This window comes from Leclercia sp. (assembly GCF_036780805.1).
In the GTDB taxonomy this organism is placed as follows: Bacteria; Pseudomonadota; Gammaproteobacteria; order Enterobacterales; family Enterobacteriaceae; genus Enterobacter.
On sequence record NZ_DAIQCE010000001.1, the window covers coordinates 682,189 to 702,585 of the forward strand.

Below are 20,397 nucleotides of genomic sequence, written 5' to 3' on the forward strand. Positions count from 1 at the left end.
AAACGGTGTCGTCAGGCCTTATTGCCCGCAACACTTTTTAAATTTTTTACCTGAACCACAGGGGCAGGGGTCGTTACGACCGAACTGCGGACGCGTACCGTCAATATAGTACCACCGTCCGCCCTCCTTTAAAAAACGCGAGCGTTCAATGATGGCACCCGCTTTTCCCTGCTCGGTAAAGCGGGCCACAAAACTGACAAACCCCTCGTTCTCATCCTGGCCTGCCGCCGTTTCGTACTGGGTCAGCCCGGCCCATTGCGTGTTCGCAAATCCGGCCTCGATCTCCTGACGAAAATCAGCGGCATGGCACGAGGGGTGCCAGGTTTTAATCAGGTAGTCTGCGTCCCGCATCACAAAAGCGGTATATCGGGACCGCATCAGTGAGGCCGGGTCGGGTGCAACCTGTTCTCCAGTAAGATATCGCTGGCAACATAGGCTATACTCGAGGGCGCTACCGCAGGGACAGAGTTGAGACACGATGCTCTTCCTGATACGTAAAAATGAATGGCGCATGACGCCAGGGTGGCACTATGTTAACTGAGCGGTTGCAATGACGCTATGCCAGGAATCCAGGGGACGTTAAACAGGGCTAATGAGAAAAGTTAAAATCGGACTGGCGTTGGGCTCAGGAGCAGCCCGGGGCTGGTCGCATATTGGTGTGATCAATGCCTTACAACGTTTAGGTATCGAAATAGACATTGTCGCAGGGTGTTCAATCGGTTCTCTGGTGGGGGCCGCTTATTCGTGTGGCAAACTCCCCGAGCTCGAAACCTGGGTACGATCCTTTAGCTACTGGGACGTCCTGCGCCTGATGGATCTCTCCTGGCAGCGTGGTGGGTTATTACGCGGTGAACGCGTCTTTAACCGTTTCCGCCAGGTTATGCCCCTGACCGAATTCTCCAGCTGCCAGATGCCTTTCGGCGCGGTCGCGACCAACCTCAGCACCGGCCGCGAAATCTGGTTCACCGAAGGCGATATCCATCTTGCCGTCCGCGCCTCCTGCAGCATGCCGGGCCTGATGGCGCCGGTTCCGCATAATGGCTACTGGCTGGTGGATGGCGGCGTTGTTAATCCTGTACCCATTTCTCTGACCCGCGCGATGGGGGCCGATATCGTCATTGCGGTCGATCTCCAGCATGATGCCCACCTGATGCAGCAGGACCTGATGCCGGTAAACACCCAAACGGATGACGGCGCACTCGACGATCTCGCCTGGCATGAAAAGCTGCGCGGGCGGCTGAGCCGTGTGGCGACGCGTAAACGGGTCGCCGCGCCGACCGCGATGGAGATAATGACGACCTCCATTCAGGTGCTGGAAAATCGCCTGAAACGCAATCGAATGGCGGGTGACCCGCCGGATATATTGATTCAACCTTTTTGTCCACAAATTTCAACGCTCGATTTCCATCGTGCAGAAGCGGCGATAGCCGCTGGCGCGCAGGCTGTCGAGAAGAAAATGGATGAATTATTACCTTTGGTGCGGGCTTCTGCCTGAGCACGCTTTTTTTGATTACTTCAGCAAAATCTGACAGGCGATAGTACCGATAGCATGCCACTATTGATCTATTGTCAGCGCCGGGAGAGACCATGACACAGCCATTAGCCGGGAAACAAATTCTGATAGTTGAAGACGAGCCTGTTTTCCGCTCACTACTGGATTCGTGGCTTTCATCACTGGGAGCAACAACAGCACTCGCGGGGGATGGCGTCGACGCCCTCGAAAAAATGGCGGGCCTTAAGCCCGATCTGATGATCTGCGATATCGCTATGCCGCGGATGAATGGCCTGAAGCTGGTGGAGCATTTACGTAACGCGGGGGACCAGATCCCTATCCTCGTTATTTCTGCCACCGAGAATATGGCCGACATCGCTAAAGCGTTGCGTCTGGGCGTGCAGGATGTCCTGCTTAAGCCAGTGAAAGATCTTAATCGCCTGCGTGAAACCGTCCTCGCCTGCCTCTATCCCAATATGTTTAATTCCCGGGTAGAAGAAGAGGAGCGACTTTTTCAGGACTGGGATGCGCTGGTGAATAACCCCACTGCGGCGGCGAAGCTTTTGCAGGAGTTGCAGCCACCGGTGCAACAGAACATCTCCGGATGCAAAGTGAATTACCGTCAGCTGATGGCGGCCGACCAACCTGGGCTGGTGTTGGATATCGCTCCGTTATCCGATAACGATCTGGCGTTTTATTGTCTGGACGTGACCCGGGCGGGGGATAATGGCGTGCTGGCTGCGTTATTATTACGCGCCCTGTTTAACGGCTTGCTTCAGGAACAACTTTCTCATCAGGGACAACGCCTGCCAGAGTTAGGGAGTTTACTTAAACAGGTTAACCAGCTGCTGCGTCAGGCAAGTTTGCCCGGGCAGTTTCCGTTACTGGTGGGTTATTACCACAGCGGGCTGAAAAATTTGATTTTGGTTTCTGCGGGACTTAATGCCACGCTTAATACTGGTGACCATCATATTCAGGTTAGCAACGGCGTTCCGTTAGGAACCTTAGGCAATACGTATCTCAATCAAATAAGCCACCGCTGCACCTCCTGGCAATGCCAAATTTGGGGGACAGGGGGTCGGTTGCGCTTAATGTTGTCCACGGAATAATCAGTTGAAATTTTAACGGTAGATAGCTTTACCGTCGTTTCATCGGCAATGCTACTATCGGTACACGTTTTCATTCGTATTTATCCTAATTAAGCGGTAGCGCGTCCTTTTCAGACCCGGACTCCATCCTCCGACTGATATACTGAACGCGTTATTAATGCAGACTAAAGTTCAAAACATGAACAGTTCAGGAGAGTTTCAATGGCTGCCGTAAATTCGAAAGTGACAAAGGCCGTTATCCCGGTTGCCGGGTTGGGAACCAGGATGCTGCCAGCAACGAAGGCAATTCCAAAAGAGATGCTGCCACTCGTTGATAAGCCATTAATCCAGTATGTGGTTAACGAATGTATTGCCGCCGGCATTACTGAAATTGTGCTGGTAACACATTCATCCAAAAACTCTATCGAAAACCATTTCGATACCAGTTTTGAACTCGAAGCGATGCTGGAAAAACGTGTTAAGCGTCAGCTTCTGCAGGAAGTGCAGTCTATTTGCCCGCCGCACGTCACTATTATGCAGGTTCGTCAGGGTCTGGCAAAAGGTCTGGGTCATGCCGTGCTGTGCGCCCATCCGGTTGTCGGTAACGAGCCGGTGGCAGTTATTTTACCGGACGTTATTCTCGACGAGTTTGAATCCGATCTGTCCCAGGATAACCTGGCAGAAATGATTAAACGTTTCGACGAAACGGGCAGCAGCCAGATTATGGTTGAGCCGGTTGAAGACGTGACCGCGTACGGCGTTGTCGACTGCAAGGGCGTCGAGATGAAGCCGGGCGACAGCGTGCCAATGGTGGGCGTGGTTGAGAAGCCAAAAGCCGACGTAGCGCCGTCTAATCTGGCTGTAGTAGGGCGTTATGTCCTGAGCGCAGAGATTTGGCCGCTGCTGGCGAAAACGCCTCCAGGCGCCGGTGACGAAATCCAGCTGACCGATGGCATCGACATGCTGATCGAAAAAGAGACCGTAGAAGCCTACCATATGAAAGGTAAGAGCCATGACTGCGGTAATAAACTCGGTTACATGCAGGCCTTCGTTGAATATGGTGTTCGCCACCAGTCCCTGGGTGAAGAATTTAAAGGCTGGCTGAAAGAGACGCTGGGCATTAAAAACTAACCAGGCGCTGATGCGTCAGGCAAAAAACCGGTGATAGCCTGGCTACACCGGTTTTTTTATGCGCTTTTTCAGCAAGGCTAACCTTCCGCCGGGGAATAATGGTCGCTTAAACTTTATATGACAGCATGTAACTGAATGTCACACCGTATAAAACACAGGCATAAAAAAATCCCGCATTAAGCGGGATTTTTCGGATGATTCGCTGACTTATTCCTTAATCAGGAAGTCGTCCAGTTGTTTACCTTGCTCGTCCATGGCTTTTTTGATAACAGCTGGAGTACGACCCTGACCGGTCCAGGTTTTAGATTCGCCGTTCTCATCGATGTAGCTATATTTAGCCGGGCGTGCAGCGCGTTTAGCTTTGGTGCTTGTTTTAGCGGCAGCCATGCTGTTCAGCAATTCGTTTGGATCAATACCATCAGCGATCAGCATTTCACGATATTGCTGCAGTTTACGTGTACGTTCTTCGATTTCAGCAGCCGCGGCGTTTTCTTCTTCACGACGCTCGTTAACAACGACTTCTAATTTCTCCAGCATTTCTTCAAGCGTTTCCAGAGTGCATTCTCTCGCCTGGGCACGAAGAGTACGGATGTTGTTCAGAATTTTAAGTGCTTCGCTCATTGTAGTAATCTCAAACTTATAATGTGGGGGGTTTGTTGAACTAATAATAGAGGCATAAATTGATATATGCAATAGGTCAGAATGTAAGGAATCTAAAAAACACCCAATATTTGTCACTATTATTAATAACGCTAACTTAAATTCCCGCAGCCAAAAGTGGGTTACGTTATCAAAAGATGCGTTGTAAACCTGACGGCGAACTTTTTTTTGTGGGTAATTTTATCCGGAATTATTGTTACTCCGGATAAATATCAACCTTTCGTATTAGTACTGAAAACACGGTTGCCCGCTGAAACTGTTAATTATTCCTGCTTCATTTCTGAGCCTGTTTCGTCATCGAAATAACAGAATTTTCCTGAACTTACCGTTTTAAAACCGTAATTCATTTCCGGTTTTTAATCGGCGTTTATCGACGCCCGGTGTATATCCAGGCAGAGGATAAAAGGCTGCGGAACCACCGTAAAGCGTGCTACAGCACGGAAGACCAGACAAAATATGGTACAATCGCGCATCGGTAATAATACTCATTGATTAGGGTTTAAGGGCCAATGGCACAACTGTATTTCTACTATTCAGCAATGAACGCAGGTAAGTCGACCGCATTACTGCAATCCTCCTACAATTACCAGGAGCGCGGTATGCAGACCCTGGTTTACACCGCAGAGATCGATGACCGTTTTGGCAGCGGAAAGGTTAGCTCGCGAATTGGTCTCTCATCACCGGCTAAGCTATATAACCCACAAACCAATCTGCTGGCAGAGATCCGCGCCGAGGTTGCCACTCAGGCCGTGCATTGCGTGCTGGTGGATGAGAGCCAGTTTTTAACGCGTCAGCAGGTGCATGAGTTATCAGAAGTGGTCGACGAGCTGGATATTCCGGTGCTCTGTTATGGTTTGCGCACTGATTTTCGCGGCGAGCTGTTTATTGGCAGCCAGTATTTGCTGGCCTGGTCGGATAAACTGGTTGAATTGAAAACTATCTGTTTCTGCGGCCGCAAAGCGAGTATGGTGCTGCGCCTGGATCAGGCCGGTAAACCCTATGCGGAAGGTGAGCAGGTGGTGATTGGCGGCAATGAACGCTATGTCTCAGTTTGCCGTAAGCATTATAAAGAGGCGCTGGTTGTCGGCTCTCTGACGGCCATTCAGGACGCCTGCCGTCGTTAACAGCGCTATTTCACAGGCTCTCTATTCAGCCTGTATGACAGACATAAAAAAACCCGCCGGAGCGGGTTTTTTATTTAGCGACTAATTAAGCGCTTTTCTTCGCTTTCTTATCCGCTTTTACTGGCACGACTACAGCAGCAGGAGTAGCTGGTGCAGATACGCCTTCTGAATATTCACGGCCGTAGTAGGTATCCAGCAGAATCTGTTTCAGCTCTGCGATCAGTGGGTAGCGCGGGTTCGCACCAGTACACTGGTCATCAAAGGCATCTTCAGACAGCTTGTCTACGTGTGCCAGGAAGTCAGCTTCCTGAACACCGGCTTCGCGGATAGACTTCGGAATACCCAGTTCAGCTTTAATGCTTTCCAGCCATCCCAGCAGTTTCTCGATCTTCGCAGCAGTGCGGTCACCAGGTGCGCTCAGGCCCAGGTGGTCAGCAATTTCTGCGTAGCGACGACGCGCCTGCGGACGGTCGTACTGGCTGAATGCAGTCTGCTTGGTCGGGTTATCGTTCGCGTTGTAACGGATAACGTTAGAGATCAGCAGGGCGTTCGCCAGACCGTGAGGAATGTGGAACTGTGAACCCAGCTTGTGCGCCATGGAGTGACACACACCCAGGAAGGCGTTCGCAAACGCGATACCGGCGATAGTGGCGGCACTGTGCACACGCTCACGGGCAACCGGGTTTTTAGAGCCTTCGTTATAAGATGCTGGCAGGTTCTCTTTCAGCAGTTTCAGCGCCTGCAGAGCCTGACCGTCAGAGAACTCAGACGCCAGCACAGAAACGTAAGCTTCCAGGGCGTGAGTAACGGCATCCAGACCACCGAACGCACAGAGTGATTTCGGCATATCCATCACCAGGTTGGCATCAACAACTGCCATGTCCGGCGTCAGGGCATAGTCTGCCAGTGGGTATTTCTGGCCAGTGGTGTCGTCGGTTACAACGGCAAACGGCGTGACTTCAGAACCGGTACCGGAAGTGGTAGTGATCGCAACCATTTTTGCTTTCACGCCCATTTTCGGGAACTTGTAGATACGTTTACGGATATCCATAAAGCGCAGCGCCAGTTCTTCGAAGTGCGTTTCTGGGTGCTCGTACATAACCCACATGATTTTGGCTGCATCCATTGGGGAGCCGCCGCCCAGCGCGATGATCACGTCTGGTTTGAAGGAGTTTGCCAGCTCTGCGCCTTTACGAACAACAGACAGGGTTGGGTCAGCTTCAACTTCGAAGAACACGTCCACTTCTACGCCAGCTGCTTTCAGCACAGAGGTGATCTGGTCTGCATAGCCGTTGTTGAACAGGAAACGGTCAGTCACGATGAGCGCACGTTTGTGGCCATCAGTAATCACTTCATCCAGCGCGATTGGCAGAGAGCCACGACGGAAGTAGATAGATTTCGGAAGTTTATGCCACAACATGTTTTCAGCTCGCTTAGCAACGGTTTTCTTGTTGATCAGGTGCTTAGGACCAACGTTCTCAGAGATGGAGTTACCACCCCATGAACCACAACCCAGAGTCAGGGAAGGCGCGAGTTTAAAGTTATACAGGTCACCGATACCACCCTGAGAAGCAGGGGTGTTAATCAGGATACGTGCGGTTTTCATCATCTGGCCGAAGTGCGCCACACGCTCAGGCTGGTTATCCTGGTCGGTGTACAGGCAGGAGGTATGACCGATACCGCCCATGGCAACCAGTTTTTCCGCTTTAATGACCGCGTCGTCGAAATCTTTCGCACGGTACATTGCCAGCGTTGGAGACAGTTTTTCGTGAGCAAACGGCTCGCTTTCATCGACATCAGTCACTTCACCAATCAGGATCTTGGTAGTAACCGGAACGGTGAAGCCTGCCAGTTCAGCGATTTTGTACGCTGGCTGACCCACGATAGCGGCGTTCAGTGCGCCATTTTTCAGAAGGATATCCTGAACGGCTTTCAGTTCCTGGCCCTGCAGCAGGTAGCCGCCGTGGCTGGCGAAACGTTCGCGAACGGCGTCGTATACGGAGTCAACCACTACAACGGACTGCTCGGAAGCACAGATTACGCCGTTGTCGAAGGTTTTAGACATCAGTACGGATGCAACAGCACGTTTGATATCGGCAGTTTCGTCGATAACAACCGGAGTGTTACCTGCACCTACGCCGATAGCCGGTTTACCGGAGCTATAAGCCGCTTTAACCATGCCTGGACCACCGGTCGCAAGGATCAGGTTGATGTCAGGGTGGTGCATCAGTGCGTTAGACAGCTCCACAGAAGGCTGATCGATCCAGCCGATCAGATCTTTCGGTGCACCTGCAGCGATCGCCGCTTGCAGTACGATATCGGCCGCTTTGTTGGTCGCATCTTTAGCACGTGGGTGTGGAGAGAAAATGATTGCGTTACGCGTCTTCAGGCTGATGAGCGATTTGAAGATAGCAGTAGAAGTTGGGTTGGTTGTCGGAACGATACCGCAGATGATGCCGATAGGCTCTGCAATGGTGATGGTACCGAAGGTGTCATCTTCAGACAGGACGCCGCAAGTCTTCTCATCTTTATAGGCGTTGTAGATATACTCAGAAGCGAAGTGGTTTTTAATCACTTTATCTTCAACGATACCCATACCGGATTCGGCAACGGCCATTTTAGCGAGAGGGATTCGAGCATCTGCAGCAGCCAGAGCGGCGGCGCGGAAGATTTTATCAACCTGTTCTTGGGTGAAATTGGCATATTCACGCTGGGCTTTTTTTACGCGCTCTACAAGTGCGTTAAGCTCTGCGACATTAGTAACAGCCATAATGCTCTCCTGATAATGTTAAACTCTTTTAGTAAATCAGCTGCCCGACACGAAAACAGTATAGTCAGCGTCATTGCCACTTGCTTAACTTACATAAAAACAAGGTGTTAACGTTTCTATCGTTCCCCTGATTTACTAAAAGAGCCTCCCATCAGTAGCCTACGTTCAGATACTGAGTCTCCGTGGTGGCGTAATCAAGATTACTCACTTCTGAGTACGGAAAACATGATCTGTATCAATTTATCCATAAGCTGATACCTTTCAGCAGGGGTATTTTGGGGTGTTTCGTCAAATGTTAAGTAATTGCAAAAGCAATTGAAACACAGGCATGCATTTAGTACACAAATATTTTACATCGTCAAACCACTATAATTCGCAATATTGTGATGAAGTGCATGCGTAAAAAGCGTATCTTCTGCGCGGTTATTGGTTTTGCCATATCTTTACTTTGAGTCTTGCTTACCAGCGGAGCTAACTGTGAGCCTATCGCTCTTTGATTTTCCAACCTATTTCAAGTTTTTTATTGGTCTTTTCGCGCTGGTCAACCCGGTGGGCATTATCCCTGTCTTTATTAGCATGACCAGCTATCAAACCGCGCTTGCCAGGAATAAGACTAACCTGACGGCTAACCTTTCAGTGGCCATCATCCTGCTGACCTCTCTCTATCTTGGCGACTCTATATTACAGATTTTTGGCATCTCTATTGATTCGTTCCGGATTGCCGGCGGGATCCTGGTGGTGACTATCGCGATGTCGATGATCAGCGGCAAGCTGGGGGAAGACAAACAAAACAAGCAGGAAAAATCAGAGACCGCTATCCGTGAAAGCATCGGCGTGGTGCCGCTGGCGTTGCCCTTAATGGCGGGGCCGGGCGCCATCAGTTCCACTATTGTCTGGGGAACCCGCTACCACAACCTGATGCATCTGATTGGCTTCTCGATCGCCATTGCGCTGTTTGCGTTCTGCTGTTGGGGCGTATTTCGCCTTGCCCCCTGGCTGGTGCGACTGCTTGGCCAGACCGGCATCAACGTTATTACCCGTATTATGGGTTTGCTGCTGATGGCGCTGGGGATTGAATTTATTGTTACCGGACTGAAATCAATATTCCCGGGTTTATTGGGTTAACCATTTCAGATGAAAGTACGGCGCCGGTGGCGCCGTTTTTTTTGTCATTATCAGCAAATCATATAATGAAAGTTGAAAAACGCGTTAACTATAATAAATTTTACTAATAATTTTGTTTTGTTAACTATCAACGACTTGTTACCCACCTCCCTGGCACGCTGTTCATATTCCGTGCAATAAGACTGTTATTTTACTCACACGATACTCTGGGGCTTGCTGCGGGATAACTGAGATGATATTAGTAATTTGCTGAATGATTCAGATGAATGTGCTAAATAAGAGACAGTTGTTAATTTTTTGTACAAACAACGCGTCGTCCTCAGCACAGCGACGCTATCGTCGAGAGCTCTTTCTACATCCCATTGAATAGCGGTGACTTTTTCCGCTTTTGATGCGCGGCAGGGTAGCCCACAGCGTGACGGTAACTTCCGTAAAAGAGAATTGGTTAACAAATTTGCAAAATGTATTGGCACCCGAGAAAGCCATTTGGTATTTTCCGGCCCTATATTTCCCGCAAAATTTTTTAGATGAGAACCTTTTTCATTAACGATTTTGATCTAAAAAAATTAAGGCGGGCCTCGACAGGGGAGGCCTGTTAAGAATCGACGCAAGGCGGCCAGACGAGCCGTTAGTAATAGTAAAGTCGGTGATAGCGAGAAGTAAAAACGCCTGACAGCAGCATAAACTCCTACGTTGTCAGGGAACCCCAAAAAGGGGAATTAAACAGGCTGGTAAAAAACCAGTAATTATAAAGAGTGGAGTATCAACACAATGTCCATCATCACAAAAAAAAGTCTGGTCGCGGCGGGGATTTTAACTGCGCTAATCGCGGGTAACGTTGCAATGGCTGCTGACGTTCCTGCTGGAGTACAACTGGCGGAGAAGCAAACGCTGGTGCGTAACAACGGTGCTGAGGTCCAGTCTCTGGATCCGCACAAAATTGAAGGTGTACCGGAGTCTAACGTTAACCGCGACCTGTTCGAAGGCCTGCTGGTCACTGACGTAGACGGCCATCCGGTCGCTGGGGTGGCTGAGAAATGGGAAAACAAAGACTTTAAAGTCTGGACCTTCCACCTGCGTAAAGACGCAAAATGGTCAGACGGCTCCCCGGTCACCGCACACGATTTCGTTTATAGCTGGCAGCGCCTGGCGGATCCAAATACCGCCTCTCCTTACGCGAGCTATCTGCAATATGGTCATATCGCCAATATCGATGACATCATCACCGGCAAAAAACCGGTTACCGATCTCGGCGTAAAAGCGATTGATGACAATACTTTTGAAGTTACCCTGAGCGAGCCAGTACCGTATTTCTACAAACTGCTGGTTCACCCGTCCGTTTCCCCAGTTCCAAAAGCAGCGGTTGAAAAATTCGGCGAGAAGTGGACTCAGCCAGCCAATATCGTCACCAACGGTGCCTATAAGCTGAAAGCCTGGGTTGTTAACGAACGTATCGACCTGGAGCGTAATACCAATTACTGGGATAACGCGAAAACCGTTATCAATCAGGTCACCTACCTGCCAATCTCTTCTGAAGTGACTGACGTTAACCGCTACCGCAGCGGCGAAATCGACATGACCTATAACAACATGCCGATCGAACTGTTCCAGAAGCTGAAAAAAGAGATCCCGACTGAAGTTCACGTTGACCCGTATCTGTGTACGTATTACTACGAGATCAACAACCAGAAAGCGCCATTCACTGACGTCCGCGTGCGTACCGCTCTCAAGCTGGCACTGGATCGCGATATCATCGTGAATAAAGTGAAAAACCAGGGCGACCTGCCGGCATACAGCTACACCCCGCCGTACACCGACGGTGCAAAACTGACTCAGCCAGAGTGGTTCGGCTGGTCACAGGAAAAACGTAACGAAGAAGCGAAGAAACTGCTGGCCGAAGCCGGTTATACCGCTGACAAGCCGTTGACCTTCAGCCTGCTGTACAACACCTCCGATCTGCATAAAAAACTGGCTATCGCCGTCTCCTCCATCTGGAAGAAAAACCTGGGTGCGAACGTGAAGCTGGAAAACCAGGAGTGGAAAACCTTCCTGGACAGCCGTCATCAGGGCACCTTTGATGTGGCGCGTGCAGGCTGGTGTGCGGACTACAACGAACCGACCTCCTTCCTGAATACCATGCTGAGCGACAGCTCGAACAACACCGCGCACTATAAGAGCGCAGAGTTCGATAAGCTGATCGGCGATACCCTGAAAGTCACAGACGAAGCGCAGCGCGCTGAGCTGTATTCGAAAGCAGAACAGCAGCTCGATAAAGACTCTGCGATCGTACCGGTTTACTACTACGTGAACGCCCGTCTGGTGAAACCGTGGGTAGGTGGTTACACCGGTAAAGACCCGATGGATAATATCTACGTTAAAAACTTGTATATTATCAAGCATTAATGGCAATGAGTGGGGCAGGCGATGCTTGCCCCACGGTGTCTACTCATCGTAATACTATATAGGCACACGCCAGAAGGTACGGGCAATGTTGAAATTTATCCTACGTCGCTGTCTTGAAGCGATCCCAACGCTATTTATTCTCATCACGATCTCCTTCTTTATGATGCGTCTCGCGCCGGGTAGTCCATTTACCGGTGAACGTACGCTGCCGCCAGAAGTGATGGCGAATATCGAAGCGAAATATCATTTAAACGATCCGATCTCCACCCAGTATTTCAATTATCTGAAGCAGCTGGCCCACGGCGATTTCGGCCCGTCATTTAAATATAAAGATTATTCCGTAAACGATTTGGTGGCCTCCAGCTTCCCCGTTTCGGCTAAATTAGGCGCCGCGGCATTTTTACTGGCCCTTATTCTTGGCGTCACCGCGGGCGTCATTGCCGCGCTGAATCAAAATACCAAATGGGACTACGCCGTAATGGGGGTGGCAATGACCGGGGTCGTCATACCGAGTTTTGTCGTCGCACCCTTGTTGGTCATGATATTTGCCATCACCCTGAAATGGTTGCCCGGCGGCGGCTGGAACGGCGGGGCGCTGCAGTACATGATCCTACCGATGGTGGCGCTGTCACTGGCCTATATTGCCAGCATCGCGCGTATCACCCGCGGTTCGATGATTGAAGTGCTGCACTCTAACTTCATCCGTACCGCTCGCGCGAAAGGGCTGCCAATGCGCCGGATTATTTTCCGTCACGCGTTAAAGCCCGCGTTATTGCCGGTTCTCTCTTATTTAGGCCCGGCATTCGTCGGTATCATTACCGGTTCAATGGTTATCGAAACCATCTATGGTCTGCCAGGTATCGGCCAGCTGTTCGTTAACGGCGCGCTGAACCGCGACTACTCGCTGGTATTGAGTCTGACCATCCTCGTCGGTGCGCTGACCATTTTCTTTAACGCGATTGTTGACGTGCTGTATGCCGTTATCGATCCGAAAATCCGCTACTGACACTGGAGCTCGCCATGATGTTAAGTAAGAAAAACAGCGAGGCGCTGGAAAACTTCAGTGAAAAACTGGAAGTCGAAGGACGCAGTCTCTGGCAGGATGCCCGCCGTCGCTTTATGCACAACCGCGCGGCGGTTGCCAGCCTGGTTGTGCTGGTGATTATTGCGCTGTTCGTGACCTTCGCGCCAATGCTGTCGCAGTTCAGCTACTTCGACACCGACTGGGGCATGATGTCTAACGCGCCGGATAGCGCATCGGGTCACTACTTCGGTACCGACTCCTCCGGGCGTGACCTGCTGGTCCGTGTGGCCATCGGCGGACGAATCTCGCTGATGGTAGGCATCGCCGCGGCCTTCGTGGCGGTAATTCTGGGTACCCTCTACGGATCGCTGTCCGGCTATCTCGGCGGCAAAGTGGATTCGGTGATGATGCGTATCCTTGAGATCCTCAACTCCTTCCCGTTCATGTTCTTCGTGATCCTGCTGGTGACCTTCTTCGGTCAGAACATCCTGCTGATCTTCGTTGCGATCGGCATGGTCTCCTGGCTGGATATGGCGCGTATCGTGCGCGGCCAGACCCTGAGCCTGAAGCGCAAAGAGTTTATCGAAGCGGCGCAGGTGGGTGGGGTCTCTACCGGCAATATCGTGGTCCGTCATATCGTGCCGAACGTGCTGGGTGTGGTGGTGGTCTATGCCTCCCTGCTGGTGCCGAGCATGATCCTGTTTGAATCCTTCCTCAGCTTCCTTGGTCTCGGTACCCAGGAGCCGCTGAGTAGCTGGGGTGCGCTGCTGAGCGATGGCGCGAACTCCATGGAAGTATCACCGTGGCTGCTGCTGTTCCCGGCAGGTTTCCTGGTCGTGACACTGTTTTGTTTCAACTTTATCGGCGATGGCCTGCGTGATGCCCTCGATCCGAAAGACCGTTAAGGAGCGCCGCCATGACCATAATTGAAACGGCATCTGCGCCACAAATCCAACAGCAGGGCAATGCTCTGCTGGATGTGAAAGATCTGCGCGTCACCTTTAAAACGCCGGATGGCGATGTCACCGCGGTAAACGATCTCAACTTCAGCCTTAGGGCGGGTGAGACGTTGGGGATCGTGGGTGAGTCCGGTTCAGGTAAATCCCAGACGGCGTTTGCGCTGATGGGCCTGCTGGCGCAAAACGGCGTCATCGGAGGTTCTGCCACCTTTAACGGCAGACAGATCCTCAACCTGCCGGAAAACGAGCTGAACAAGCTGCGTGCCGAGCAGATCTCAATGATTTTCCAGGATCCTATGACCTCCCTGAACCCGTACATGCGTGTGGGCGAGCAGCTGATGGAAGTGCTGATGCTGCATAAAGGGCTGGGCAAAGCCGAAGCGTTTGAAGAGTCGGTGAAGATGCTGGATGCGGTGAAAATGCCGGAAGCGCGCAAGCGCATGCGCATGTTCCCGCACGAGTTTTCCGGCGGGATGCGCCAGCGCGTGATGATTGCCATGGCTCTGCTGTGTCGGCCAAAACTGCTGATTGCCGATGAGCCGACCACCGCGCTGGACGTGACCGTTCAGGCGCAGATCATGACCCTGCTGAACGAGCTGAAGCGCGAGTTCAATACGGCAATCATCATGATTACCCACGACCTGGGCGTGGTCGCCGGGATCTGCGACAAAGTACTGGTAATGTATGCCGGTCGTACCATGGAGTACGGTAAAGCGCGCGATGTGTTCTACCATCCGGCGCACCCGTACTCTATCGGCCTGCTCAACGCCGTCCCGCGTCTCGATGCGGAAGGTGAATCGCTGCTGACCATTCCGGGTAACCCGCCAAACCTGCTGCGTCTGCCGAAAGGCTGTCCGTTCCAGCCGCGTTGTCCACACGCGATGGAGATCTGCAACAGCGCGCCACCGCTGGAAGAGTTTGCCCCAGGCCGTCTGCGTGCCTGCTTTAAGCCGTACGAGGAGCTGGTATGACTGTCATTGACGAAAAACGTAATGTCCTGCTCGAAATCGCGGATCTGAAAGTCCACTTTGATATCAAAGATGGTAAGCAGTGGTTCTGGCAACCTTCGAAAACCCTGAAGGCCGTGGATGGCGTGACCCTGCGTCTGTACGAAGGGGAGACCCTGGGCGTGGTGGGCGAGTCGGGCTGCGGTAAATCCACCTTTGCCCGCGCGATTATCGGGCTGGTAAAAGCCACAGAGGGCAAGGTGGCCTGGCTGGGCAAAGATCTGCTGGGGATGAAACCTGACGAGTGGCGCGCCGTGCGTAGCGACATTCAGATGATTTTCCAGGATCCGCTGGCCTCTCTGAACCCGCGTATGACCATCGGCGAGATCATCGCTGAGCCGCTGCGCACCTATCATCCTAAAATGCCGCGTACGGAAGTGCGCGATCGCGTCAAAGCGATGATGATGAAAGTGGGTCTGCTGCCTAACCTGATCAACCGCTATCCGCACGAATTCTCAGGCGGCCAGTGTCAGCGTATCGGCATTGCCCGGGCGCTGATCCTCGAGCCGAAGCTGATTATCTGTGACGAACCGGTCTCGGCGCTGGACGTGTCGATTCAGGCGCAGGTGGTTAACCTGCTGCAAAAACTGCAGCGTGAGATGGGTCTGTCGCTGATCTTTATCGCCCACGATCTGGCGGTAGTGAAGCACATCTCGGATCGCGTGCTGGTGATGTATCTCGGCCATGCGGTAGAGCTGGGCACCTATGATGAGGTGTACCACAACCCGCTGCACCCGTACACCAAAGCCCTGATGTCTGCGGTACCGGTGCCGGATCCGGATCTGGAGAAGAATAAACAGATTCAGCTTCTGGAAGGGGAACTGCCGTCGCCAATCAATCCGCCATCCGGCTGTGTGTTTCGTACCCGCTGCCCGATTGCCGGGCCGGAGTGTGCGAAGACGCGTCCGGTGCTGGAAGGCAGCTTCCGCCATGCAGTGTCCTGCCTGAAGGTCGACCCGCTCTAATTCGGGAAAACCCAATAAAAAAGGCTGCATTCGCAGCCTTTTTTTATTCGCGCCAGAGGATGTGGCACAGCTTGTGGTCTTTCTCGCGGCACAGCAGGACGCGGGCAAAGATGTCGTTGATCTCGCCGCCATCTTCATCTGCCAGACCAATGACCACCTCGGCAAAGAAGTCCGGGTTCAGGTCATAATCGACGTGCTCTTCCCAGTCTTCAGACGGGTCGAACAGCTCGGCACCGCCGCGCTCTTCAAACTGCAAATTGAAGAGGATCACATCTGCCGGGTCGAGATTATCGACGGCCAGTTCCAGAAAGATATCGTAGGCCTGCTCAAGCGTTTCGTCTTCGGTCAGGCGATTGTTCAGATCCATTTCCATGATGACTACCTGTTTAACATCGTTGGTTGGGCACGTTTTACAGCAACGGACTAAAGAAGTAAAACAGTCGTTCGGTAATTCGCTGCCACAGCGGCCTTTTCACCCACAGGCGCGCATCCAGCAGGCGGGAGCGGGAGATATAGTCGTCCTGGACGGCGGCCAAATCGCCGCCAAAACCGGCGTCATCGATCACCAGGGTGATCTCAAAATTGAGCCACAGGCTGCGCATGTCCAGGTTAACCGTCCCCACCAGGCTAAGCTCGCCATCCACCAGCACGCTTTTGGTGTGCAGCAGCCCACCTTCGAACTGGTAAATCTTCACCCCGGCGGCCAGCAGTTCGCTGAAGAAGGCCCGGCTGGCCCAGCCGACCAGCACCGAATCGTTCTTGCGCGGCAGGATGATGCTGACATCAACCCCGCGCTGGGCGGCGGTACAGATGGCGTGCAGCAGATCGTCGCTCGGCACAAAGTAGGGGGTGGTCATGATCAGGTATTCGCGGGCGGAATAGGCCGCGGTCAGCAATGCCTGGTGGATCAGATCTTCCGGGAAGCCCGGACCGGAGGCAATGGTGTGGATCGTGTGCCCGCTGGCCTGCTCGAACGGCATGATATTGGCGTCGGGAGGTGGGGGCAGAATGCGCTTGCCGGTTTCGATCTCCCAGTCGCAGGAGTAGACAACCCCCATCGCGGTAGCGACCGGGCCCTCCATACGTGCCATCAGATCGACCCACTGGCCCACGCCGGCGTCCTGTTTAAAGAAGCGCGGGTCGACCATGTTCATACTGCCGGTATAGGCGATGTAGTTGTCGATCAGCACCATTTTACGGTGCTGGCGCAGGTCCATCCTGCGCAGGAACACACGCAGCAGATTGACCTTTAACGCCTCGACCACTTCCACCCCGGCATTGCGCATCATCGACGCCCAGGGGCTGCGGAAAAAGGTCACGCTGCCAGCGGAATCGAGCATCAGACGGCAGTGAATGCCCCGGCGCGCGGCGGCCATCAGGGACTCCGCAACCTGATCGGCCATCCCACCCGGTTGCCAGATGTAGAACACCATCTCGATATTATGCCGTGCCAGCTGAATATCGCGGATCAGCGCATTCATCACGTCATCGGAGGTGGTCATCAGCTGGAGCTGGTTGCCCTTGACCCCGGCAATGCCCTGACGGCGCTCGCAGAGCTGAAACAGGGAGGCGGCGACGTCGCTGTTCTCCTCGGCAAAAATATGTTTGCAGGATTTCAGATCGTTGAGCCATTTAGCCGTAGAAGGCCACATGGCGCGGGCGCGTTCCGCCCGCCGTTTACCGAGGTGTAGCTCGCCGAAGGATAAATACGCAATAATGCCGACCAGCGGCAGGATAAAAATAATTAACAGCCATGCCATGGCGGAGGGAACGGCTCTGCGCTTCATCAGGATGCGTAATGTTACACCCGCGATGAGCAGCCAGTATCCCAGAATGAGCAGCCAACTCACCACGGTGTAGAAGGTTGTCATAATAAAAAATCCTTTTGAAAGCGTATTGTTAAGAGTTTACGCGTCAGGATTTTTCTGGCAAATAAAAACGCCAGATAAAAGCGCTGGTTTGCCGCAGGCAAGGGTCTATAATGAGCGCTCTGTTTTGGGAAGAGTTGTTAACATGAAGCGCAGTAGAACAGAAGTAGGGCGCTGGCGCATGTTGCGACAGACAGGTCGTCGCAAAGCGCGTTGGCTGGAAGCACAATCCCGCCGTAATATGCGTATCCACGCCATCAGAAAATGCAGTACGAACCGTCATCGCAATGCGTTGCTGTTCGCCGTTCAGGATTACTGAATGACACAAGGGCACCCTCTGAGGTGCCCGATGTTTTTTAAAGATTCGCGATTTCGAAAAGGAGGATGAAGTGTTTGCGGATTTTGGTGTACTTAATTTCTGGACCTATGTTGTTGGGGCTATTTTCATTGTTCTGGTTCCGGGCCCTAATACCCTGTTTGTCTTAAAAACCGGCATTGGTCACGGCGTAAAAAAAGGCTATCTGGCCGCCAGCGGCGTGTTTATCGGCGATGCAGTGCTGATGTTTCTCGCATGGGCTGGGGTCGCGGCGCTGATCCAGACCACCCCGGTGCTGTTCAATATTGTCCGCTATCTCGGGGCGTTTTATCTGTTATGGCTGGGCGGTAAGATGCTCTGGTCGGTGATCCGGCATAAACAGCAGGGCGAAGCGGGTGGTATCGAACCGGCAAAAACCATCATGAAGCGTTCGCTGGTGCTGAGTATGACCAACCCGAAAGCGATCCTGTTCTATGTTTCGTTCTTTGTGCAGTTTATTGACGTTCAGGCGAACAATACCGGCGTGGCGTTTATGATCCTCGCGATCACGCTGGAGGTGATTAGCTTTATCTATATGAGCTTCCTGATTTTCTCCGGGGCCTTTGTCACGCGCTACCTGAAGACCAAAAAGAAACTGGCGAAGCTGGGGAATGGCTTAATCGGATTGTTGTTTGTCGGGTTCGCGGCGCGGCTGGCGTCGCTGCACTAATGAGAAAAGGCTCCTGATAAGGAGCCTTTTTTGATCCTAGAAAACTTTCTTAAATGGCTTCACCACGACGTTGTCATACACGCCAGCTGCCACGTAAGGGTCGTCCTGCGCCCAGGCCTGAGCCGCTTCGAGCGATTCAAACTCGGCAATCACCGTCGAGCCGGTAAAGCCGGCCGCCCCCGGATCGTTGCTGTCGACGGCAGGCAGGGGGCCTGCGGTCAGTAATCTGCCTTCGTCATGCAGCAGCTGTAAGCGCGCCAGGTGGGCAGGGCGCACGGAGAGACGTTTTTCCAGAGAATCAGCAACATCTGCAGCGAAAATCACATAAAGCACAGCGGAGCTCCTTAACCGATAAAAGTGTGAATTACGTTATGTGAAAGTGCAGGGGACTGCAATGTAAAGATGGCAACATTGTTAAAACCCTGCTCAATGCGTGCCTTTTTTCGCCTGACAGACGGTTAATTCAGGTGAAGTGTAACTGGCTTATTGAATATGATTGCTATTTGCATTTAAAATCAGGGCCTGGCTTTTTAACTGAAACGATTATGACTTCAATGACCCTTGAACTCCCTCGCCGCTTTCCCTGGCCGACGCTGTTGTCCGTCGGAATTCATGGAGCCGTCGTGGCGGGTCTGCTTTACACATCGGTACATCAGGTTATTGAAATGCCAGCGCCCGCGCAGCCGATTTCTGTGACCATGGTAACCCCTGCGGAGCTGGAGCCCGTGCAGGTCGCGCCACCACCGGAACCCGTTGCCGAACCCGAGCCGGAACCGGAACCCGAAATCGTTCCTGAACCGCCAAAAGAAGCGCCTGTGGTGATCCATAAACCGGAGCCCAAGCCAAAACCGAAGCCGAAACCAAAACCGAAGCCGGAGAAAAAGGTCGAAGAGCGTCCGAAGCGTGAAGAGCGCCCGGTTGAGCCTCGCACTACCCAGCCGGTTGAGAGAGCGGCCCCGGCCCGTCCGGTGATGAACGCTTCGCCAACAACCGCTAAGCCTGTCGTTGCGGCACCTTCCGGCCCACGTGCCCTGAGCCGTAACCAGCCGGTCTACCCGGCGCGTGCGCAGGCGTTACGCATTGAAGGGCGTGTTCGCGTGAAATTTGACGTGACCGCAGACGGGCGGGTGGATAATGTCGAAATCCTTTCCGCGCAGCCATCAAATATGTTTGAGCGGGATGTGAAGACCGCGATGCGCAAATGGCGTTACGAAGCCGGTAAACCCGGCAGCGGGCTGATCGTGAATATTGTTTTCCGCCTCAACGGCGGGGCACAGATGGAATAAAGAGAAGAGCCTCCTGATGGAGGCTTTTTTTTGGCCTGAACCTCAGACCTGGGGCAATGGCCGCGGTTTGCCGTCGTTATCCACGGCGACATAGATAAACAGCGCTTCGGTTGCTTTATAACGCTGGCCGATAGGCTCAGAAGAGACTTTCTTCACCCACACTTCAATGTTGATCGACACCGAGGTATTTCCACGCTTCACGCAGCGCGCGTAACAGCAGACGACATCACCGACTGCGACAGGGCGCAGAAAGGTCATGCCATCGACCCGAACCGTCACCACCCGGCCCTGAGCAATCTCTTTGGCGAGGATCGCCCCGCCCATATCCATCTGCGACATCAGCCAGCCGCCAAAAATATCGCCGTTCGCATTGGTGTCGGCGGGCATTGCAAGTGTGCGTAATACCAGTTCGCCCTGAGGGGCGTTCGTTGTTGTCATTATGGACTCTACTCATTACGGAGGACTTCAGG

The 20,397-nt window shown here is 52.7% G+C and carries 20 protein-coding genes; 13 read left to right on the forward strand and 7 right to left on the reverse strand.

Annotation, left to right across the window (positions count from 1 at the left end):
* Positions 1-18: 18 nt before the first annotated feature.
* Entirely contained in the window at positions 19-477 is a 459-nt protein-coding gene (locus V7Q49_RS03135) for a YchJ family protein (protein WP_333849280.1), read from the reverse strand.
* Positions 478-592: 115 nt separating this feature from the next.
* Here V7Q49_RS03135 and rssA point away from each other — a divergent pair, with 115 nt between their 5' ends.
* From rssA to galU, 3 genes are all read left to right on the forward strand, one after another.
* Positions 593-1,495, forward strand: a complete 903-nt coding sequence (gene rssA, locus V7Q49_RS03140) for a patatin-like phospholipase RssA (RefSeq protein WP_333849281.1) — start codon at positions 593-595, stop codon at positions 1,493-1,495.
* Positions 1,496-1,587: 92 nt separating this feature from the next.
* Positions 1,588-2,601, forward strand: coding sequence for a two-component system response regulator RssB (rssB, locus tag V7Q49_RS03145; protein WP_333849282.1), 1,014 nt, complete (start codon positions 1,588-1,590; stop codon positions 2,599-2,601).
* A 201-nt stretch (positions 2,602-2,802) separates the two neighbouring features.
* Complete coding sequence (galU, locus tag V7Q49_RS03150; RefSeq protein WP_333849283.1) at positions 2,803-3,711, forward strand: UTP--glucose-1-phosphate uridylyltransferase GalU; 909 nt, start codon at positions 2,803-2,805, stop codon at positions 3,709-3,711.
* 207 nt (positions 3,712-3,918) lie between these two features.
* Here the strand turns inward: galU and hns are convergent, their stop codons facing one another.
* Positions 3,919-4,332, reverse strand: a complete 414-nt coding sequence (gene hns, locus V7Q49_RS03155; RefSeq protein ID WP_333849284.1) for a histone-like nucleoid-structuring protein H-NS — start codon at positions 4,330-4,332, stop codon at positions 3,919-3,921.
* Between the two features lie 548 nt (positions 4,333-4,880).
* Between hns and tdk the strand changes: the two genes are divergently transcribed.
* Positions 4,881-5,495: a thymidine kinase gene (gene tdk, locus V7Q49_RS03160; protein WP_333849285.1), complete on the forward strand. Its 615-nt coding sequence runs from the start codon at positions 4,881-4,883 to the stop codon at positions 5,493-5,495.
* 85 nt (positions 5,496-5,580) lie between these two features.
* Here the strand turns inward: tdk and adhE are convergent, their stop codons facing one another.
* Positions 5,581-8,265: a bifunctional acetaldehyde-CoA/alcohol dehydrogenase gene (adhE, locus tag V7Q49_RS03165; RefSeq protein WP_333849286.1), complete on the reverse strand. Its 2,685-nt coding sequence runs from the start codon at positions 8,263-8,265 to the stop codon at positions 5,581-5,583.
* A 477-nt stretch (positions 8,266-8,742) separates the two neighbouring features.
* Between adhE and V7Q49_RS03170 the strand changes: the two genes are divergently transcribed.
* The 6 genes from V7Q49_RS03170 to oppF all read left to right on the forward strand — a co-directional run bounded on the left by V7Q49_RS03170 (position 8,743) and on the right by oppF (position 15,748).
* Positions 8,743-9,390 (forward strand): YchE family NAAT transporter, encoded by a 648-nt coding sequence (locus V7Q49_RS03170; RefSeq protein ID WP_333849287.1) that lies wholly within the window; start codon positions 8,743-8,745, stop codon positions 9,388-9,390.
* Between the two features lie 771 nt (positions 9,391-10,161).
* Positions 10,162-11,793 (forward strand): oligopeptide ABC transporter substrate-binding protein OppA, encoded by a 1,632-nt coding sequence (gene oppA, locus V7Q49_RS03175; RefSeq protein WP_333849288.1) that lies wholly within the window; start codon positions 10,162-10,164, stop codon positions 11,791-11,793.
* An 85-nt stretch (positions 11,794-11,878) separates the two neighbouring features.
* A complete protein-coding gene (gene oppB, locus V7Q49_RS03180; protein WP_333849289.1) occupies positions 11,879-12,799 on the forward strand; it encodes an oligopeptide ABC transporter permease OppB in 921 nt (306 codons plus the stop codon).
* A 14-nt stretch (positions 12,800-12,813) separates the two neighbouring features.
* A complete protein-coding gene (gene oppC, locus V7Q49_RS03185; RefSeq protein ID WP_333849290.1) occupies positions 12,814-13,722 on the forward strand; it encodes an oligopeptide ABC transporter permease OppC in 909 nt (302 codons plus the stop codon).
* An 11-nt stretch (positions 13,723-13,733) separates the two neighbouring features.
* Positions 13,734-14,747 (forward strand): ABC transporter ATP-binding protein, encoded by a 1,014-nt coding sequence (locus V7Q49_RS03190; protein ID WP_333849291.1) that lies wholly within the window; start codon positions 13,734-13,736, stop codon positions 14,745-14,747.
* The gene (oppF, locus tag V7Q49_RS03195) at positions 14,744-15,748 is read left to right on the forward strand and encodes a murein tripeptide/oligopeptide ABC transporter ATP-binding protein OppF (protein ID WP_333849292.1); all 1,005 of its coding nucleotides are present in this window, start codon (positions 14,744-14,746) and stop codon (positions 15,746-15,748) included. The genes V7Q49_RS03190 and oppF overlap by 4 nt, the downstream gene beginning before the upstream one ends.
* Positions 15,749-15,791: 43 nt before the next feature.
* Here oppF and V7Q49_RS03200 read toward each other — a convergent pair whose 3' ends face one another.
* Together V7Q49_RS03200 and cls are read right to left on the reverse strand one after the other, a co-directional pair.
* Positions 15,792-16,121, reverse strand: a complete 330-nt coding sequence (locus V7Q49_RS03200) for an HI1450 family dsDNA-mimic protein (RefSeq protein ID WP_142489827.1) — start codon at positions 16,119-16,121, stop codon at positions 15,792-15,794.
* Between the two features lie 37 nt (positions 16,122-16,158).
* Positions 16,159-17,619 (reverse strand): cardiolipin synthase, encoded by a 1,461-nt coding sequence (cls, locus tag V7Q49_RS03205; RefSeq protein WP_333849293.1) that lies wholly within the window; start codon positions 17,617-17,619, stop codon positions 16,159-16,161.
* Positions 17,620-17,761: 142 nt separating this feature from the next.
* On the opposite strand from cls, the gene V7Q49_RS03210 reads away from it, so the two are divergent.
* On the forward strand, positions 17,762-17,935 hold the full coding sequence (locus V7Q49_RS03210; RefSeq protein ID WP_146145509.1) for a YciY family protein: 174 nt from the start codon (positions 17,762-17,764) through the stop codon (positions 17,933-17,935).
* Between the two features lie 70 nt (positions 17,936-18,005).
* Positions 18,006-18,641: a leucine efflux protein LeuE gene (gene leuE / locus V7Q49_RS03215; RefSeq protein WP_333849294.1), complete on the forward strand. Its 636-nt coding sequence runs from the start codon at positions 18,006-18,008 to the stop codon at positions 18,639-18,641.
* A 36-nt stretch (positions 18,642-18,677) separates the two neighbouring features.
* On the opposite strand, the gene V7Q49_RS03220 is transcribed toward leuE, so the two are convergent.
* A complete protein-coding gene (locus V7Q49_RS03220) occupies positions 18,678-18,974 on the reverse strand; it encodes a YciI family protein (protein WP_262660588.1) in 297 nt (98 codons plus the stop codon).
* A gap of 221 nt (positions 18,975-19,195) precedes the next feature.
* On the opposite strand from V7Q49_RS03220, the gene tonB reads away from it, so the two are divergent.
* Complete coding sequence (gene tonB / locus V7Q49_RS03225; RefSeq protein ID WP_333850478.1) at positions 19,196-19,927, forward strand: TonB system transport protein TonB; 732 nt, start codon at positions 19,196-19,198, stop codon at positions 19,925-19,927.
* A gap of 42 nt (positions 19,928-19,969) precedes the next feature.
* On the opposite strand, the gene yciA is transcribed toward tonB, so the two are convergent.
* Positions 19,970-20,365: an acyl-CoA thioester hydrolase YciA gene (yciA, locus tag V7Q49_RS03230; RefSeq protein ID WP_106993174.1), complete on the reverse strand. Its 396-nt coding sequence runs from the start codon at positions 20,363-20,365 to the stop codon at positions 19,970-19,972.
* Positions 20,366-20,397: the final 32 nt, after the last annotated feature.

Coding starts and splice junctions, on each gene's coding strand:
- rssA (WP_333849281.1), top strand. CDS start 593: ATGAGAAAAGTTAAAATCGGACTGGCGTTGGGCTCAGGAGCAGCCCGG.
- rssB (WP_333849282.1), top strand. CDS start 1,588: ATGACACAGCCATTAGCCGGGAAACAAATTCTGATAGTTGAAGACGAG.
- V7Q49_RS03210 (WP_146145509.1), top strand. CDS start 17,762: ATGAAGCGCAGTAGAACAGAAGTAGGGCGCTGGCGCATGTTGCGACAG.
- adhE (WP_333849286.1), bottom strand. CDS start 8,265: ATGGCTGTTACTAATGTCGCAGAGCTTAACGCACTTGTAGAGCGCGTA.
- yciA (WP_106993174.1), bottom strand. CDS start 20,365: ATGACAACAACGAACGCCCCTCAGGGCGAACTGGTATTACGCACACTT.
- oppA (WP_333849288.1), top strand. CDS start 10,162: ATGTCCATCATCACAAAAAAAAGTCTGGTCGCGGCGGGGATTTTAACT.
- cls (WP_333849293.1), bottom strand. CDS start 17,619: ATGACAACCTTCTACACCGTGGTGAGTTGGCTGCTCATTCTGGGATAC.
- hns (WP_333849284.1), bottom strand. CDS start 4,332: ATGAGCGAAGCACTTAAAATTCTGAACAACATCCGTACTCTTCGTGCC.
- V7Q49_RS03190 (WP_333849291.1), top strand. CDS start 13,734: ATGACCATAATTGAAACGGCATCTGCGCCACAAATCCAACAGCAGGGC.
- oppF (WP_333849292.1), top strand. CDS start 14,744: ATGACTGTCATTGACGAAAAACGTAATGTCCTGCTCGAAATCGCGGAT.
- oppB (WP_333849289.1), top strand. CDS start 11,879: ATGTTGAAATTTATCCTACGTCGCTGTCTTGAAGCGATCCCAACGCTA.
- V7Q49_RS03200 (WP_142489827.1), bottom strand. CDS start 16,121: ATGGAAATGGATCTGAACAATCGCCTGACCGAAGACGAAACGCTTGAG.
- galU (WP_333849283.1), top strand. CDS start 2,803: ATGGCTGCCGTAAATTCGAAAGTGACAAAGGCCGTTATCCCGGTTGCC.
- tonB (WP_333850478.1), top strand. CDS start 19,196: ATGACCCTTGAACTCCCTCGCCGCTTTCCCTGGCCGACGCTGTTGTCC.
- oppC (WP_333849290.1), top strand. CDS start 12,814: ATGATGTTAAGTAAGAAAAACAGCGAGGCGCTGGAAAACTTCAGTGAA.
- tdk (WP_333849285.1), top strand. CDS start 4,881: ATGGCACAACTGTATTTCTACTATTCAGCAATGAACGCAGGTAAGTCG.